This is a genomic window from Enterobacter sp. RHBSTW-00175 (genome assembly GCF_013927005.1).
Classification (GTDB): domain Bacteria; phylum Pseudomonadota; class Gammaproteobacteria; order Enterobacterales; family Enterobacteriaceae; genus Enterobacter.
The window spans coordinates 1-18,140 of sequence record NZ_CP055932.1 but is presented as its reverse complement, the minus strand read 5'-3'; the positions used below and the strand labels follow the sequence as shown (position 1 = coordinate 18,140).

General features: G+C 51.7%; 16 protein-coding genes and 1 pseudogene. 9 read left to right on the top strand and 8 right to left on the bottom strand.

Annotation, left to right across the window (positions count from 1 at the left end; translation table 11 throughout):
• Nucleotides 1-127: 127 nt before the first annotated feature.
• The 6 genes from glgC (at nucleotide 128) to HV107_RS26565 (ending at nucleotide 8,460) form a co-directional block, all read left to right on the top strand.
• Entirely contained in the window at nucleotides 128-1,411 is a 1,284-nt protein-coding gene (gene glgC, locus HV107_RS26590; RefSeq protein WP_004099051.1) for a glucose-1-phosphate adenylyltransferase, read from the top strand.
• A gap of 88 nt (nucleotides 1,412-1,499) precedes the next feature.
• Nucleotides 1,500-2,933, top strand: a complete 1,434-nt coding sequence (gene glgA, locus HV107_RS26585; protein WP_182063616.1) for a glycogen synthase GlgA — start codon at nucleotides 1,500-1,502, stop codon at nucleotides 2,931-2,933.
• 18 nt (nucleotides 2,934-2,951) lie between these two features.
• Nucleotides 2,952-5,399 carry a glycogen phosphorylase gene (glgP, locus tag HV107_RS26580; RefSeq protein ID WP_182063615.1) on the top strand — a complete coding sequence of 816 codons (2,448 nt, stop codon included), beginning with the start codon at nucleotides 2,952-2,954 and terminating at the stop codon, nucleotides 5,397-5,399.
• Nucleotides 5,400-5,512: 113 nt separating this feature from the next.
• A complete protein-coding gene (pgm, locus tag HV107_RS26575) occupies nucleotides 5,513-7,156 on the top strand; it encodes a phosphoglucomutase (alpha-D-glucose-1,6-bisphosphate-dependent) (RefSeq protein ID WP_004197675.1) in 1,644 nt (547 codons plus the stop codon).
• Nucleotides 7,157-7,280: 124 nt separating this feature from the next.
• A complete protein-coding gene (locus HV107_RS26570) occupies nucleotides 7,281-7,847 on the top strand; it encodes a LuxR C-terminal-related transcriptional regulator (protein WP_004197678.1) in 567 nt (188 codons plus the stop codon).
• Between the two features lie 334 nt (nucleotides 7,848-8,181).
• Complete coding sequence (locus HV107_RS26565) at nucleotides 8,182-8,460, top strand: hypothetical protein (protein ID WP_004197671.1); 279 nt, start codon at nucleotides 8,182-8,184, stop codon at nucleotides 8,458-8,460.
• 27 nt (nucleotides 8,461-8,487) lie between these two features.
• On the opposite strand, the pseudogene HV107_RS26560 reads toward HV107_RS26565, so the two are convergent.
• Nucleotides 8,488-8,661: pseudogene (locus tag HV107_RS26560) on the bottom strand (ISNCY family transposase); the annotation flags it as partial.
• A 38-nt stretch (nucleotides 8,662-8,699) separates the two neighbouring features.
• Complete coding sequence (locus HV107_RS26555; RefSeq protein ID WP_009653207.1) at nucleotides 8,700-10,097, bottom strand: ISNCY family transposase; 1,398 nt, start codon at nucleotides 10,095-10,097, stop codon at nucleotides 8,700-8,702.
• Between the two features lie 217 nt (nucleotides 10,098-10,314).
• Between HV107_RS26555 and HV107_RS26550 the strand changes: the two genes are divergently transcribed.
• Nucleotides 10,315-10,947, top strand: a complete 633-nt coding sequence (locus tag HV107_RS26550) for a DUF6904 family protein (protein WP_001567369.1) — start codon at nucleotides 10,315-10,317, stop codon at nucleotides 10,945-10,947.
• A gap of 28 nt (nucleotides 10,948-10,975) precedes the next feature.
• On the opposite strand, the gene HV107_RS26545 is transcribed toward HV107_RS26550, so the two are convergent.
• The 5 genes from HV107_RS26545 to HV107_RS26525 form a co-directional block, all read right to left on the bottom strand.
• Entirely contained in the window at nucleotides 10,976-12,379 is a 1,404-nt protein-coding gene (locus HV107_RS26545; protein ID WP_001567368.1) for an ISNCY-like element ISKpn21 family transposase, read from the bottom strand.
• A 200-nt stretch (nucleotides 12,380-12,579) separates the two neighbouring features.
• Nucleotides 12,580-13,062 (bottom strand): GNAT family N-acetyltransferase, encoded by a 483-nt coding sequence (locus HV107_RS26540; RefSeq protein WP_003026803.1) that lies wholly within the window; start codon nucleotides 13,060-13,062, stop codon nucleotides 12,580-12,582.
• Nucleotides 13,050-13,316 (bottom strand): DUF1778 domain-containing protein, encoded by a 267-nt coding sequence (locus tag HV107_RS26535; protein WP_003026799.1) that lies wholly within the window; start codon nucleotides 13,314-13,316, stop codon nucleotides 13,050-13,052. The genes HV107_RS26540 and HV107_RS26535 overlap by 13 nt, the downstream gene beginning before the upstream one ends.
• Nucleotides 13,317-13,760: 444 nt before the next feature.
• Nucleotides 13,761-13,991 carry a hypothetical protein gene (locus HV107_RS26530; protein WP_023307222.1) on the bottom strand — a complete coding sequence of 77 codons (231 nt, stop codon included), beginning with the start codon at nucleotides 13,989-13,991 and terminating at the stop codon, nucleotides 13,761-13,763.
• Between the two features lie 13 nt (nucleotides 13,992-14,004).
• Nucleotides 14,005-14,208, bottom strand: coding sequence for an HHA domain-containing protein (locus HV107_RS26525; RefSeq protein WP_004213596.1), 204 nt, complete (start codon nucleotides 14,206-14,208; stop codon nucleotides 14,005-14,007).
• A gap of 151 nt (nucleotides 14,209-14,359) precedes the next feature.
• Here HV107_RS26525 and HV107_RS26520 point away from each other — a divergent pair, with 151 nt between their 5' ends.
• Complete coding sequence (locus tag HV107_RS26520) at nucleotides 14,360-15,328, top strand: IS5-like element IS903B family transposase (protein WP_023307223.1); 969 nt, start codon at nucleotides 14,360-14,362, stop codon at nucleotides 15,326-15,328.
• Between the two features lie 363 nt (nucleotides 15,329-15,691).
• Nucleotides 15,692-16,432 (top strand): tyrosine-type recombinase/integrase, encoded by a 741-nt coding sequence (locus HV107_RS26515; RefSeq protein WP_001515717.1) that lies wholly within the window; start codon nucleotides 15,692-15,694, stop codon nucleotides 16,430-16,432.
• Between the two features lie 697 nt (nucleotides 16,433-17,129).
• Here HV107_RS26515 and HV107_RS26510 read toward each other — a convergent pair.
• A complete protein-coding gene (locus HV107_RS26510) occupies nucleotides 17,130-18,140 on the bottom strand; it encodes a RepB family plasmid replication initiator protein (protein ID WP_000200070.1) in 1,011 nt (336 codons plus the stop codon).

Here is an 18,140-nt window from a genome sequence, read left to right as displayed (position 1 = left end):
CGCGCAGCTGATTTATTGCAGCTGACTTATTACCGGAGGTGATCACTTCTGAATTATTTTGCAGAAGAGTGAGGCTTTTTCTTCATTATTTTCTTTTATGGCTTTTATTTAATAGCAGGACATTATTATGAGTAAACTTGAATATACTGACAACTTAATGCTGTCGCGCCAGTTACCGCTTAAATCCGTGGCCCTGATCCTCGCCGGCGGACGTGGCACACGATTAAAAGACCTGACCACTATTCGCGCAAAACCTGCGGTGCATTTCGGCGGTAAATTCAGAATTATTGATTTTGCTTTATCGAATTGTATTAACTCCGGAATAAGACGTATCGGGGTCATTACACAATATCAGTCCCATTCACTGGTGCAGCATATTCAACGCGGCTGGGCATTCTTTAACGAAGAAATGAATGAGTTCGTGGATTTATTACCGGCGCAGCAGCGGGTGCATGGTGAGAACTGGTATCGGGGGACGGCGGATGCCGTGACCCAGAATCTGGATATTATCCGCCGCTATGATGCGGAATATGTCGTTATTCTGGCCGGGGACCATATCTATAAACAAGATTATTCGCGGATGCTGCTCGATCACGTTGAAAAAGGGGCGCGCTGTACCGTGGCCTGCCTGCCGGTCCCGGTTGAAGAGGCAAGCGCTTTTGGCGTCATGGCCGTGGATGAGAATGACAAAATCATTGAATTTGTTGAAAAACCGGCTAATCCGCCCACCATTCCTGGCGATGAAACCCGCTCGCTTGCCAGTATGGGCATTTATGTGTTTGATGCGGAATATCTCTACCAGCTGCTGGAAGACGACGATCGGGATGAACACTCCACCCATGATTTTGGCAAAGATATTATTCCCAGGATAACGGCGGCAGGTGAAGCGTATGCGCATCCGTTCCCGCGCTCCTGCGTTCAGTCGGATAATAATGCCGAGCCATACTGGCGCGATGTCGGAACCCTGGAGGCGTACTGGAAAGCGAATCTGGATTTAGCCTCAGTAGTGCCAGAGCTGGACGTTTATGACCGTAACTGGCCTATCCGTACCTATGTCGAATCGCTGCCCAGCGCCAAATTTGTTCAGGACCGTTCCGGCAGTCATGGCATGACCATGAATTCTCTGGTCTCCGGCGGCTGTATTATTTCTGGCTCGGTGGTGGTGCAGTCGGTTCTATTTTCCAGAGTTCGGATTAACTCGTTCTGTAATATTGATTCGTCGGTTTTATTACCGGGCGTCTGGGTCGGTCGCTCCTGCAGGATAAGACGCTGCGTGATCGACCGGGGATGCGTTATTCCGGAGGGGACGGTGATTGGCGAAAATGCCGTTGAGGATGCGCGACGCTTTTATCGTTCGGAAGAAGGCATCGTTCTGGTTACCAAAGAAATGCTGGACAAACTTGAGGTATGAGCCCATTTGCGGAAAAAGCGTGTCCGGCGGCAGAGAAAATATTGCCCTGTCGCGGGTCGTCTCTGTGGCTGAATAATAAGGAGCATACATGCAAGTTTTACATGTAGGAGCAGAGATGTTCCCGCTGTTAAAAACGGGCGGACTGGCCGACGTCACCGGCGCGCTCCCGGCGGCGCAAATTGCCGAGGGGCTGGATACCCGCGTGCTGCTGCCTGGGTTTCCGGCGATCCGCAACGGGGTTCAGGATCCGCAGGTGGTGGCCAGCAGGGAGACATTCGCCGGGCGGATGACGCTGCTGTTTGGCCATTTTAACGGTGTGGGCATCTATCTGATTGATGCCCCGCATCTCTATGACCGGACGGGTAATCCTTATCATAACCCGCAGATGCAGGATTATCCTGATAACGTCCTGCGTTTCGCGTTGCTGAGCTGGGTCGGGGCCGAGCTTGCCGGTGGTCTTGACCCGTTCTGGCGTCCTGAAATCGTCCACGCCCATGACTGGCACGCGGGTCTCACCCCGGCTTATCTGGCCACCCGCGGCAACCCGGCCAAATCGGTGTTTACGGTGCACAACATTGCCTATCAGGGGTTGTTTCAGGCCCGGCATATGGCGGAGATCGCGTTACCGTGGTCGTTCTTCCAGATGCACGGGGTGGAGTTTAATGGGCAAATCTCCTTCCTTAAGGCGGGTCTCTATTTCGCTGACCATATCACCACCGTCAGCCCGACATATGCCCGTGAAATTACCGAACCACAGTACGCGTTTGGTCTGGAAGAGCTGCTGCGGCAACGTCAGCGGGAAGGGCGACTGTCGGGGATCCTGAACGGGGTTGACAAAAATATCTGGGATCCGCGCCGCGATCCGCTGCTGGCAGCGCCTTACGACCAGAATTCACTGGCGGAGAAAGCGAAGAACAAGCAGCAGCTGCAGACGTCGCTGGGGCTGAAGGCGGACGATCGGGCGCTGCTGTTCACCGTTGTGAGCCGGCTGACCAGCCAGAAGGGGCTGGATCTTCTGTTTGGCGCGCTGCCGGGAATTATATCTAAGGGAGGGCAGCTGGCGCTGCTGGGATCCGGGGACCCGGATTTGCAGGCCCGTTTTCTGACCGCCGAGGCGCAATACCCCGGGCAGGTGAGTATCCGGATCGGCTACGACGAGGCGCTGTCGCATCAGATGATTGGCGGCGCCGACGTCATCCTGGTGCCCAGCCGTTTTGAACCCTGCGGTCTGACCCAGCTTTATGGTCTGCGCTACGGCACATTACCGCTGGTTCGCCGTACCGGCGGACTGGCGGATACCGTCGCCGACTGTTCGCTCGAAAACCTTGTTGACGGGCTCGCGACCGGATTTGTGTTTACCGACAGCGAGACGGAATCGTTATTACATGCTATCCACCGGGCCAGTGTCCTGTGGTCGCGTCCCTCGCTGTGGCGTTACGTGCAGCGGCAGGCGATGAGCATGGATTTTAGCTGGCAAAGTGCCGCAAAGTCTTTCCACCTGTTGTATCAGCGTATTATTTAATTGCTACGGATAAGAAAAATGGAACCACGCATAAGTTATATTTCACCCAGGCTGAATGAAGAAGCGCTGCAGCATGCTATCGCTTATAACCTCATGTTTATTCTCGGTAAAGACCCTTCACTTGCCAATAAGCATGAATGGCTCAATGCTACGCTGTTCGCCGTGCGCGATCGGCTGGTTGAGCGCTGGTTGCGGGCGCATCGGGCGCGGATCTCGCAGCAGGCGCGCCAGGTATATTATCTGTCGATGGAGTTTCTCATCGGCCGTACCCTCTCGAATGCCTTACTGTCGCTGGGCATCTATGAGGATGTGAAAACAGCGCTGGCCGGGATGGGTCTGGATCTGGAAGAGCTGATTGACGAAGAGAATGACCCGGGCCTGGGCAACGGCGGTCTCGGTCGTCTGGCAGCCTGTTTTCTCGACTCCCTGGCCACGCTGGGGCTGCCAGGACGCGGTTACGGCATCCGCTACGACTACGGCATGTTCAAGCAAAACATCATCGACGGCCGGCAGATGGAGTCACCGGACTACTGGCTGGAGTACGGTAACCCCTGGGAATTCGAGCGCCATAAAACCCGCTATACCGTGCGCTTTGGCGGGCGCATTCAGCATGAGGGGAAAAACTCGCGCTGGCTGGAAACCGAAGAGATCATCGCGGTGGCCTACGATCAGATTATCCCGGGTTATGAAACCGATGCCACCAACACCCTGCGCTTGTGGAGCGCCCAGGCCAGCAGCGAGATTAACCTCGGTAAATTTAATCAGGGAGATTACTTCGCGGCGGTAGAAGATAAAAACCATTCCGAAAACGTCTCCCGGGTACTGTATCCGGACGACTCGACCTACTCCGGGCGCGAGCTGCGCCTGCGTCAGGAATATTTCCTCGTTTCGGCGACGGTGCAGGATATTCTTTTTCGCCATTACCAGTTGTATCAAACCTATGACAACCTGGCAGATAAAATTGCTATCCACCTCAACGACACCCATCCGGTGCTGTCGATCCCGGAGCTGATGCGTCTGCTGATTGACGAACACCGCTTCAGCTGGGATGACGCTTTCGGGGTGACCTGTCAGGTCTTCTCCTACACCAACCATACCCTGATGAGCGAGGCGCTGGAGACCTGGCCGGTCGAGATGCTGGGGAAAATCCTGCCGCGCCATTTGCAGATTATTTTCGAGATTAATGACTATTTTCTGAAAACCATGCAGGAGCACTATCCCGATGATATTGCGTTGCTGAGCCGGACCTCGATTATCGATGAATCCAACGACCGTCGCGTACGGATGGCCTGGCTGGCGGTGGTGGTCAGTTACAAGGTGAACGGCGTGTCGGAACTGCACTCCCGGCTGATGGTGGAGTCGCTGTTTGCCGATTTCGCCAGAATCTTTCCGCGCCGCTTCACCAACGTGACTAACGCCGTCACGCCGCGCCGCTGGCTGGCTGCCGCTAACCCGTCCCTTGCTGCGGTTCTGGACCGCCATATCGGCCAGACCTGGCGAACGGATTTAAGCCAGCTGAGCGAAATGGGGGAATATCAGGATTATCCGCTGGTTAACCAGGCCGTCAGCGCCGCCAAACTGGCGAATAAACAGCGTCTGGCCGATTATATCGCCCGTCAGCTGGGCGTGGTGGTGAACCCGAACGCGCTGTTTGATGTGCAAATTAAACGGATCCACGAATATAAACGCCAGCTGATGAATGTGCTGCATGTGATCACCCGCTACAACCGTATCAAGGCGGACCCGCAGGCCGAATGGGTGCCGCGAGTGGTGATTTTCGCCGGCAAAGCCGCGTCCGCTTACCACACGGCAAAACAGATCATCCATCTGATAAACGACGTCGCCAAAGTCATCAACAGCGATCCGCAGATTGGCGACAGACTAAAGGTGGTGTTCATTCCCAACTACAGCGTCAGTCTGGCGCAGATGATCATTCCGGCCGCGGACCTTTCTGAGCAGATTTCGCTGGCAGGGACTGAAGCCTCCGGGACCAGTAATATGAAGTTCGCCCTCAACGGTGCGCTGACCATTGGCACGCTGGACGGCGCCAACGTTGAGATGTTGGAGCACGTGGGTGAGGACAATATCTTTATCTTCGGTAATACCGCTGCAGAGGTCGAGGCGCTGCGCAGCAACGGTTATCAGCCGCGTGATTACTACGACCAGGATCAAGAGCTGCGCCAGGCGCTGACCCAGATGGGGACCGGGGTGTTCAGCCCACAGGAGCCGGGCCGCTATCGCGGTCTGCTGGATTCGCTGATCAACTTTGGCGACCACTATCAGGTGCTGGCCGATTACCGCAGCTATGTTGACTGTCAGGACAAGGTGGATGCGCTCTACCGAACCCCGGAAGAGTGGACCGCCAAAGCGATGCTCAACATAACCCACATGGGCTATTTTTCATCGGACCGTACGGTGCGGGAGTATGCGCAAAAGATCTGGTATATCGACAAAACGCAACTCTGAGCGCGTACTGACAACCAGGAAACGCCGGGGCGGGTGGCAGGAGACCGGCCCCGTCGATGAGCGACCCGGCAGCAACACATAAATAAGCCTGACGGATATGACAGGAGAGAAAAATGACGGACAGTAAACGCGCAGGGGAGCCTGCACAACAGAGTGATTTGATTAACGTCGCTCAGCTGACCGCGCAGTACTACGTACTGAGGCCGGAAGCGGGCAACGCGGAGCATGCGGTGAAGTTTGGTACCTCTGGCCATCGTGGCAGTGCAGGGCGCCATAACTTCAATGAGCAGCATATTCTGGCGATCGCGCAGGCGATTGCGGAAGACCGCGCCAGGAACGGGATTACCGGTCCCTGCTACGTGGGTAAAGATACCCACGCGCTCTCCGAACCGGCCTTTATTTCCGTACTGGAAGTGCTGGCGGCCAACGGCGTTGATGTTATCGTGCAGGAACACAACGGTTTCACCCCGACGCCGGCCATTTCCAATGCCATCCTGGTGCACAACAAAAAAGGTGGTCCGCTGGCAGACGGCATCGTGATCACGCCGTCTCATAACCCGCCGGAAGATGGCGGTATTAAGTACAACCCGCCGAACGGCGGCCCGGCGGATACCAACGTCACCAAAGTGGTAGAGAATCGCGCTAACGAACTGCTGGCCTCGGGTCTGCAGGGCGTCAGGCGCATCTCCCTCGATGCGGCACTGGCATCCGGTCATGTTAAAAAGCAGGATCTGGTACAGCCGTTTATCGAAGGGCTGGCGGATATCGTCGACATGGCGGCAATTCAGAAAGCCGGCCTCAAGCTCGGGATCGATCCGCTGGGCGGGTCCGGTATCGAATACTGGAAACGTATTGCCGGGCACTACAAGCTCGACCTGACTATCGTCAACGATCACGTCGATCAAACCTTCCGCTTTATGCATCTGGATAAAGACGGCGCCATTCGCATGGACTGCTCATCTGAGTGCGCAATGGCGGGCCTGCTGGCGCTGCGCGATAAGTTTGACCTGGCTTTTGCTAACGATCCAGATTATGACCGTCACGGCATCGTCACGCCGGCAGGGCTGATGAACCCGAACCACTATCTGGCGGTGGCGATTAACTACCTGTTCCAGCATCGCCCGCAGTGGGGCCAGGATGTGGCGGTGGGCAAGACGCTGGTCTCTTCCGCGATGATCGACCGTGTGGTGAACGACCTCGGCCGCAGGCTGGTTGAAGTGCCGGTGGGCTTTAAATGGTTTGTTGACGGCCTGTTCGACGGCAGCTTCGGCTTCGGCGGAGAAGAGAGCGCGGGCGCCTCGTTCCTGCGTTTTGACGGAACGCCGTGGTCGACCGACAAAGACGGGATCATCATGTGCCTGCTGGCGGCGGAAATCACCGCCGTCACCGGTAAAAACCCGCAGGAGCACTACGACGAACTGGCCGCCCGCTTCGGCGCGCCGAGCTATAACCGGCTGCAGGCTTCGGCCACTTCCGCACAGAAAGCGGTGCTGTCGAAGCTGTCGCCGGAAATGGTCAGGGCCAGTCAGCTGGCGGGTGACCCGATCACTGCGCGTCTGACCGCCGCGCCGGGCAACGGCGCATCGATTGGTGGCCTGAAAGTGATGACCGACAACGGCTGGTTCGCCGCCCGACCGTCAGGTACGGAAGACGCTTACAAGATCTACTGCGAGAGCTTCCTCGGGGAAGCACATCGCAAGCAGATCGAGAAAGAAGCGGTGGAAATCGTGAATAGCGTGCTAGCGGCGCACCAGTAGAGCAGTTGACGTACTCCGCTGAGCCGGAGTACGTCATAGTTACCCGGCGACACCAATACAGGCACCACTTTGTCAGAACATAAGGAACGGGACGCTTCGCAAAAGGTATTGCTGCGGGGACTATATGAATATCTATGTTATTACCAATAATAATTTCATGCTTGTAGGTCTGAAATGTATGTTCAGCGACAACAGCCTCTCCGTCAACAGGGTTGTGTTTTCACGGGTCAGCGATATTGCCTTCAGCAACAGCGATGTGGTGATTGTGGAGTCAGAGCTGAACACCGGCGATGCCGAACGTCTCAAGTACCTACACATTTCACCGGTCAATCTTATCTTTTTATTAAAACCGGCGTCAGGAATGAGCGGGACAGGGCGTGAAGCGGTATGCATTGACACTGAATTAAGCGGTAATGAATATCTCATGATGAGGCAGGCGTTTAAAAAAATGGGGATCAATCTGAAGAGGGACAAGTTGTCATTTACCAAAAGAGAAACACATGTTATCAATATGATTTTAAATGGTTATTCGATAGATGAAATTTCCCGTAGCCTGCTGATCTCCAAAAAAACGGTTCAGTCTTTTGTCGGTATTGTTTTGCATAAACTGAATACCACCAAAATAAGTGGAATATACCGCAAAAAAAATCTCATCATCGACAGTTTTGCCAGGAGGAGCCTGCATCGTTAGGATGCCCTATAAACTAATGATCTGCTTATGGAAAGTCACTATTTCATATATTAAGTTTCAACTAAATTTGTTATAAATTATTTTATGTTGTTATGTTGAACGGGGTTTGATTATTGGTATGCTTCAGAAAAAATAAACATACATCATGGGTGCTAACATGATGAAAATATATGAAACCATAGTCATCAAATGATTTAAGCATACAATAAATAATATAGGATTATATCCTCTATCTGTGAATGGTGGGCGGCAGAGGAAAAACGGGATATATATTTATGCATTTCATCTTTTTATTATAAAAAACTGTTATGTAAATTCTGTAGCGGGAGGGGGTATGTTTAGTGAAGACGCACACTATGAATTTCTAAAAAGATATTACAGAGCGGAGTTTTTTGAAGGAAGAAATGGTTCCATTTGGGGAATAAATTATTCTTACAATTTGGCAAGGGTGGGTATGAATATGCTTGAAAGATATGGCTATGGGATAATATTAAAGCATGAATCTATCACTGGTGAAACCATTTACTATGATCGTAGTCTGACGATACTATTTGGTGACAGAATTACACAGGCCCTGGGAGGTCAGTATTGCAACAGAGAAATGAGAGAATAATGATTTAATATATTTTTTAATCGCTCGTTAAACATTGGAACTTTTCTCAGAACGTGACTGCAATGTCTTCAACGCATCTAACATGTCGTCGCCGTTCAGTGAGCGCTGCGATTATTTCTCTGTTGGTTTTCTGCGCCGCCGCAAAGAGCCATCACCGGCAGGGATCGCCTGTGAACGGTTGTTATCGCGTTTATCCTGAACATCAATCTAAATTGAAATGTCCGCATGTAGGTTATGTTTCAGCCTTTGCCGAAGATGTCTTTACTCCGGGTCTGAAGTTGCTGCAGGGCTTCCAGCATGTCGTTATGGTCCAGACTTCGTTGTGATTTCTTGCCGGGTTGTTTCTTTCTGCGTGAGGTCTGGCCGTCCAGTGATGGCAGGGCCTGTGAGCGGGTGTTGTCCCGTTTGTCCTGAACCAGCTTTATCATTTCCAGGGCACGTCCCAGACGCTTGTTGTCGATGATGGCGCCCTGGTCCAGTTCTCCCAGTCGGTCGTAAGTGGTAAAGGGCAGGGAAGTGCCGCTGGCCCGGAGCTCAATGTCACCATCCGGGTATTGCCATACCTCGATGTACTTCCCCTGAAAACGCCGGTTTTCTTCATTATCTTCAAGCAGATAAAGCTTTTTATCATACTGTAATGTCAGGTTTTTCGAGACCTTACGCTGCTCGCGCCAGGTGAATGTCGCCTGCAGGTTTTCGCCATTATCCAGCTGGCGATGTACGTCAAAATCGTGACGTGGCGGCTTTGCAAACCGACGGTTGTAATCTTCCATGAACTCATCAGCAAAGGCGTTTGCAGCCTCAGGTGTGCTGATACCGCGGAGCCGCAGTTCCTTGACCAGGCGGTCCTGTAATGTCAGATGAGCCCGTTCAACACGCCCCTTGGCTGAACTGGTGTTGGCACAGATACCAGTGATATTCAGCTCGTTCATGGCACGACCAAACTGAGTCTGGCCATCTCCGCCGGTGGCCTGCTTGTTGTTGATCCTGAAGACGCTGGCTTTGTCGCTGTAGAATGCCAGAGGCTTACCGTAGCGCTCCAGATATCCCCGGGTGGCTTCAAAATAGGTGAACGTGGACTCCGAACTGACGAACAGAAGCTGCATCAACCGACTTGTTGCATCATCAACGTAAACGAGCAGCGTGCAGGCCGGACCACGGTCCTCGAACCAGCGATGTTCACTGCCATCAATCTGGATGAGTTCGCCGGTGCAGGCCCGACGTGGGCGTGGCTGATGCACACGAGGTGGCCGTAACTTACGAGGGATCCATAAACCATCCCGGGTCATAAGCTTACGTACAGTCTCTTTAGCAAGATAAAGGTCATGAATCTCAGCAAGCTTCTCGCAGGCCAATGTCGGGCCAAAGTCGGCGTAACGTTCGCGAATGATGCGCAGCGCACGCTCAGCGAGGCCAGGCATCAACTGTCGGTTACTAGGCTGACCACGTCGGCGGTTAACCCGCGATAGCGGTCCGTGTTCACGATAGCGCTCGAGTAGCCGGCGGCAGTGCCTGTCAGAGATCTCAAGTCGGGTTGCTGCAAGACGCGTGGTAAGACGCCGGTCGATAACGTCCTGCAGGATCCTGAGTCGGTTTACATCGTTCATCGAGAAAAACTCCGTTCCGTATGCCGTCATGAGTCTCATCCTTTGAAAGCAGCGATCGCGGTGGCGAGACTGTAGCGCGGACATGTCTATTTGGTCAGAGACGGACATCTCAATTTAGCTGTTACAATCTTTGTCAAGGCTCAATTGAAATGTCCGTTATCCAGCTCAATTAAAATGACCACTTTGATCTCTCATTCTCTTTACTGATAGACTTTCCTCCGACTGAAACAACAGGATGATTGAGCCCATGCTTCGATACGAGTTAACGCCGAACAATGCAGGTTTTATACTGTGGGGAGATTCAGAAGCCCTGAATGAATTACATGAACTCATTCATTACATCGTGGATGAAAGCCCACTGATTAAAGTTAAAGACGGATTTATGTTATCCCTTGCCTATGATATTCGTAAAGCACGGGAAGGTAATCGTCGTGTTGAGCAACATCAGTATGATCAACATGATACATATAAGCTTTATGGTGTTGAGCTTTTATGGCCTCTGGTCCTGGTACAGTCCTCAATACTCAGAAACTCAATGGGTTATATTCAGACAGACAAAAACCAGCTGTCTGTCATGTATGCCTTTGAATACCTGATAGAATCAGCATTAACAGAGTCTGAGAGAACAACGTCGAATGATATTATGCTAACAGTAAAATATGCATCAGACTCTGATTTTAATTTCATTGAGGATAATATTGACAGCAGGTGCTGCTATTTTATCAGCCTATCTCCGGAGCAAAGAAAAAAGCAGTTAATCAGTATTGTTCGTTCTTTTCATTCATTATGGGGTAAGTATGCCCGTGAAAAGCAGGACATAAAGATGCTGAACGAAATGAATAATACATCATGGGTCTGGCCGGACAATATCAACTGGTGAGCAACCACTGTCCGGCCAGTGAGTACCATCAGCGGGCTCTTTTACCAAAAATGTCCTCTGAACGTGACTGAAGCTGTTTGAGTGCTTCGAGCATGTCATCATTATCCAGTGAGCGCTGGGATTTCTTCCCTTCCTGCTTTGGCCGTCGTCGGGAAGGGCCATCTCCAGCGGGAATTGACTGAGAGCGCGTGTTATCCCGCTTGCTCTGCACCAGACTGATAAACTCCAGGGTTCGGCCAAGACGCTTGTTATCGACAATCGCGCCCTGGTCGATTTCTGACAGTCGGTCGTAGGTAGAGTAGGGAAGTAGCGTACCGTTCAGGCGCAGCTCTTTTCTGCCATCAGGATAGTGATACACATCGATATATTTACCTATTGCACGGCGACTCAGTTCGCTGTCTTCAATCAGGTACAACATTTTATCATATTGTATCGTCAACGATTTTGAGACTTTACGTTTTTCACGAACAGTGAAAATAAGCCCCAGGTCCTCATCATGTTCTACAGCACGGTGTACGTCAAAATCATGTCGCGGTACTTTGCCAAAACGGCGGTTATAGTCAGCCATATAGGCCTCAGCGAAGTCATTTGCAGCCTCCATTGAACAAATGCCCTGTAACCGCAGCTCTTTGACCAGACGATCCTGTAAAGTGAGGTGAGCTCGTTCTACACGCCCTTTGGCGGGACTGGTTTCTGCACAGATAGTCTGGATGTTCAGTTCATGCATGGCTCGCCCAAACTGAGTATGCCCGTCTCCGCCTGTGGCGTGTTTATTGTTAACACGAAAAACACCGGCTTTATCGCTGTACAGTGCCAGCGGTTTACCATGCTTATCGATATAGCGCCGCGTGGCTTCGAAGTAAGAAAACGTGGACTCCGATTTAACAAACAACAGTTCCATCAGTTTGCTGGTTGCATCATCAACATAGACCAGCGCGGTGCAGGCCGGGCCACGGCCTTCAAACCAGTCGTGATCACAGCCATCTATTTGTATCAGCTCACCAGTACACGGACGCCGGTACCGTGGTTGAGGGATCCTTGCGGCACGTTGTTTACGGGGAACCCATAAGCCAGCCCGCACCATGATGCGCCGGACAGTTTCTTTGCCAAGAAACAGTCCGTGGAGTTCTTCGAGCTTTTCACGCGCCAGAGTCGGACCGAAATCAGCATAACGCGTCTTGATCAGTTCCAGAGCCTGATCTGCGAGCCCGGGTGGCAACTGGCGGTTACCACGCATGCCACATCGTCTGCTGGCCATACCAAGCGGTCCGCCTTCACGGTAACGGGCAAGAAGTCTGCGGCATTGCCTGTCGCTGATACCGAGGTGCTCGGCCGCACGGCGCGTTGTGATGCGACGTTCAATGACGTCCTGTATAATCTTGATCCGGTTGATCTCTTTCAAAGTAAACACTCCTGAGCTTTCTGCGCTCATGATATGCCTCCCGGTAGTTTAAACGGACCAGTGAAGCTTACCATAGCGCGGACATCTGAATTGAGCCACAGGCGGACATTACTATTGAGCCATTACAATCTTGGTGCGCATAACAAAGATTATGTTAAATATTAAAACAAATAACATAAAAATCAATATGTTAAGAAGGTAACCAGCTACTTTCCCATTCCAGCAACCAGTCATGGAAGCTTTAGAAACAGAGTCCTCTCATGAGTTTGTGATGCCTTAAATCCATGGTGAGCATAGAAACCTTTGGCTTCTTCAGTAAGCGCATGAACCATTATCGCACGAACCCCAATGTTCTCAGCTACGCGATAACACCGTAGCACTGCATCGTGGAGTAAATCGGCGCCAACCCCTTTTCCGTGCAATGAGACATCTACCGCCAGGCGAGCGAGTATAATCACCGGTATAGGATCTGGCATGTTACGCCGAAGACTACCTGTCGCTTCCGTATGGTTAACGCTACCGGTGGCCAAAGAGTAAAAACCAGCTACTTGCTTCGTACCCGTCTTGCAAACAACGAACGTTCGGGCAGCGCCAAGAGCTTGATTTTTTAAACCTCTCTGTTTTAGCCATTCATCGAGGACTGTCTCTCCACTGACGAACTCAGCCAGCTGATGAGAGCTGGATAACGGCTCGGGCGTGGTTATACGTCCCACTGAGGTTTCCTTGCCAGTAGTTTATTAATGGCGGGCTCATCCTCGACTGGTGCATCGAGCATATCGATGAACTCTGCATACTGTTCGTCGTTAAAATTGAAAACACGGCGATCAAGGATCACATTCTCCGCAGCCTTGCAGGCCATCTCCAGGATAAAGTCGGTTCGCGATTTATGAAGGATCTCTGCAGCAGCATCGATGAGTGCTCTCTGAGACTCTTTAGCTCTTAGGTTGAGTTGAACATCTGATTTCATACACACCTCTCTTGTATAGCAATTGATATACAAGAATAACACAACACGAACGTATAGCAAATGCTATACACTTCAAAGTACCGATAATGCGTTTTATGTTAAATATCAGTTACTTGAATAGATTTCGTAACATAAGTTGATGTGTTTGTCGTGTCATGACAGCACAATCAGGGATGTCATCCCCTAACGAGGCAAGGACTAAGTTAATGAACAGAACAGATTAAGAAGTACAGACTCGCTGGCTTGAGAGCCGGCAGCCTGAAGATCGTACCTGTAATGAAGCGGAACAATTTTCGGATGAATGCTGGAAGAACGGTCTGCGGCTGGATAAAAGCCCGTCTGTGCACTATCAACTTCTGATGGAAACCATCCGCAGGACGCTGATCCCGCGGCCAAAGTGAAGCCCTCCGTCGGTCTCCACTATTATCGCTACCGGGTTAGCCGTCAGGCATGGCCCGGTTTAAAAAGATATGCTGACAGTTCTGCTGCAGTTATATCAAACTCGAGTTGCTGGATTAATTCTGCCAGTTTTTTCTCTGCAGTATCACGATCAAACTGATTTTGTACTATCTGGAGAGCAACCTGTTTTAGCTCCGGAGGGAGGTGTTCCAGATTGATATGATTATAACCCGAAATGTCATCATCCGAATTTTCGAAGAGCCAGCCGTAACTCATAAGGTCACCTGTTCTATTTCACAAATTTCCAGACACCTGGCGGTACCCGGTCATACAACTTTCCCATCGTCATCTCCGCCAGCCGGTGATCAACCGCGGCATTGAAATGCTCAAGCTCATCATCTGACAGAGAATATTTATTTTTTTCTATTACCCTTTCCAGGGTTTCCTTCGATGTACAGCGCCGTAGTCGTAAAATCCATTCCTGTTTCGTCATTAGTTTTTTATATCCTGAGGCGTCCCTAGTATTTAATTTTACAAATAACGCAAATTTCTTTCAGGCGTTATGGCCCGTGCCGTTCTGCTTAAGATAATCACTGATGCTCAGGCCGGACAGGCTTTGTTGAATAAATCGAACTTTTGCTGAGTTGAAGGATCAGATCACGTATCTTCCCGACAACGCAGACCGTTCCGTGGCAAAGCAAAAGTTCAAAATCACCAACTGGCCCACCTACAATAAAGCCCTCATCAACCGTGGCTCCATAACTTTCTGGCTGGATGATGAAGCTATTCAGGCCTGGTATGAGTCAGCAACACCTTCTTCACGAGGCAGACCTCAGCGCTATTCTGACCTTGCCATCACTACTGTGCTGGTCATTAAACGCGTATTCAGGCTGACCCTGCGCGCTGCGCAGGGCTTTATTGATTCCATTTTTTCTCTGATGAACGTTCCGCTACGCTGCCCGGATTACAGCTGTGTCAGCAGGCGGGCAAAGTCGGTTAATGTCAGTTTCAAAACGCCCACCCGGGGTGAAACCGCACACCTGGTAATTGATTCCACCGGGCTGAAGGTCTTCGGTGAAGGCGAGTGGAAAGTCAAAAAGCATGGCCAGGAACGCCGCCGTATCTGGCGTAAGCTGCATCTCGCCGTTGACAGTAAAACACATGAAATCATCTGCGCTGACCTGTCGCTGAACAATGTGACGGACTCAGAGGCCTTCCCCGGGTTAATCCGGCAAACCCACCGGAAAATCAGGTCAGCCGCCGCCGATGGCGCTTACGATACCCGGCTATGTCACGATGAACTGCGGCGTAAGAAAATCAGCGCGCTTATCCCTCCCCGAAAAGGTGCGGGTTACTGGCCCGGTGAATATGCAGACCGTAACCGTGCAGTGGCTAATCAGCGAATGACCGGGAGTAATGCGCGGTGGAAATGGACAACAGATTACAACCGTCGCTCGATAGCGGAAACGGCGATGTACCGGGTAAAACAGCTGTTCGGGGGTTCACTGACGCTGCGTGACTACGATGGTCAGGTTGCGGAGGCTATGGCCCTGGTACGAGCGCTGAACAAAATGACGAAAGCAGGTATGCCTGAAAGCGTGCGTATTGCCTGAAAACACAACCCGCTACGGGGGAGACTTACCCGAAATCTGATTTATTCAACAAAGCCGGGTGTACCAGGCCGGAAATCGCGTAGCGCTCTCTTCTCTTCTTTTTCCTGCCTAACATGTACATCCTGGCATTACTCCAATTCTCCCAAAAACCGTAAAACAGCCATCAACCCGCGTCATTACTGGCTTCATGGAGGATCTGAGCAGAAAAAGGATCCTTTACGTATTTGGTTTTACCCGCAATAATGCGGGATAAGACAACAAAAGGATCCGCGCGCTGCGATTTATTGTCATGGCAGGATCGGCCCGTCAGGTGCAAAATACCTGTATCCATAAACAGTGCGTGCGCTACGTGAAAAATAACTCATGAACAGCATCATTCCCTTGCAGAATTCACCAGAACGCGTCTCCCTGCTGCCGATCGCCCCGGGCGTTGATTTTGCGACCGCGGTGGCACTCCGGCGGATGGCCACCTCAACAGGTGCCACGCCGGCTTACCTCCTGGCGCCGGAAGTGAGCGCCCTCCTCTGGTATATGCCTGACCAGCGTCACCACATGTTGTTCGCCACCATGTGGAATACCGGGATCCGTATCGGTGAAGCCCGGACGCTCACCCCGGAATCGTTCGACCTGGATGGTCTGCGCCCTTTTGTTCGGGTGCTGTCGGAAAAAGTGCGGGCACGTCGTGGCCGGCCGCCAAAAGATGAAGTGCGTCTGGTACCGCTGACGGATGCCAGTTTTGTGCGTCAGATGGAAAGCTGGATGGTCACCACCCGCCCCCGCCGGCGTGAGCCGTTATGGCCGGTCACGGATGAGACAATGCGCAACTGGCTGAAACAGGCGGTGAAGCGGGCTGAAGCTGACGGCGTGCATTTTTCGATCCCCGTGACGCCGCATACTTTCCGTCACAGCTATATTATGCACATGCTTTATCACCGGCAGCCCAGGAAGGTCATCCAGGCACTGGCCGGGCATAAGGATCCGCGCTCGATGGAAGTCTATACCCGGGTATTTGCGCTGGACATGGCTGCCACCCTGGCCGTTCCCTTTACCGGTGATGGGCGAGATGCCGCGGAGATCCTTCGCTCCCTGCCCCCGGCCGGCTGAGATTGACGGCCCTGGCATGACGTCCTGTATTCCGCTAATACGAAATACAGGAGCAGAGCGCATTCAGTGCCCCTCCCTGCTCCAGCACACCAGGACATCATTCGGATGACTGAACAGCCGTGGTCTTGCACGGTGACCTGCAAGCCTGCAGGCATCGACATACCGCAGACAAGACAGGACACAGGCCGTACATCCCACAGTGTATTGTTTCCTGAAAGCTCAGTGAATCATCCCGTTAATTGCGAAAGTCATTCACCCCTGTGGCTCACTCCCTTCTGCCATCGGTCTCCTGTTCGCATTTAGCAGTGTGAAGCTGGCGCCGGGTTATACAGACAGCTGCAGTCTCATCCTGCCGGGCTAAACCTGCAATACACAGGGGAACGGATACCGTCAGGTAACATGACCGTCTCAGCATCCGATTGAGATTTTCGTAAGGGGTATAGAGCTTTACTGAAAAATTGACTGTGGCATGTTAACACGTGTGGAGCAGTGCACAGACCTGGGAATATCGCCGTTAAACCCGCATACCGTAGTCAATATCTGCGTATCACGGCCTGAAATCACATATGACAGTCAATATTGTTCGATCATGGCAGACATGATGGAGAACACATATTGACTGCGGTATGCGTGATGCATATCACAGTCAATGGAATGTCCTTAGCGGCATCCGGCAGTCATGTTATGCATATCGCAGTCAATTTTCTGGCTTCATCGCTGAGAGAGCTTCGGCCAGTTTAAGGGGATCGATGCCAGCAGCCTTCAGCGCCTTAATGACTTCGTCATAATTTTGCTCTGGCGCCTTCTCTTCTTCCTCTTTGCGCGGAACCTTCACAGGACCACTGATGAGTTTGGGGTTGCGATAATGCACGCTGAAATAGGTGGCTCGGCCACGTTTAAACTCAGTGTAATCCAGATAACCAATATCCCGCAGCTGCTCCATCGCCTTACGTACCGTGTGGTTCTGCGTATAGACATTTGAGGTGAGATTCAGCCGGTCACGCATCCGTTTCATGGAAATAGGTGCAGGATTCTGGGGAAGACTTTCGATGTAGGTATAAAGCGCCTGGGCTGATTCCTTGCGCTGCAGGGCGTCAATGGCTTTCAGCCGCAGCAGTACCCTTCTGTCCATGTGGTAAAGCTCAAACAGCTTAGGTTCAGCCTTGATCTCAACGATATCCTCGTTGATGTCATAATAGGCTGACTGCACCAGATGTGTGGTCCATCCTTTGGTCTCGCTCTGGAACTTCAGCGTAACCGAGGCGAGTTTAAACAGGGAATTACTGATGCGATCGCGCATTTTTTTGTTTGAACGACGGGAGTCAAATCCGCACATCTTAACGAATTCGACGAACGACAGTTCCAGGGTGTCACTTTTTACCCCATACTCCGACATGGAGCGAATTATCCCCAGCCAGACTTTAAAATCCGTGTCCATATCAAGACGCGAACCGGTGATCTTAACGTCAGTGTATCCTTCGCTTTTGGCAATGGACAGCTGTACAAGCTCCTCAGTCGCGTCTGTAACGTTTTTCCGGTTCGCCTTGCTCTTCCCTGTTGATTTCAGAGTTGGGACGAAGAGACCGAGTCTCATGAGCGCTACTGGCTGCACGGTACTGGTGCTGTTGACATCCAGCTTAACAACTTCACCGGTTGTCTTATCAACCTCCTGAAGGTTCAGAAGTAAGCTGTTATTTTCGCTCGTCAT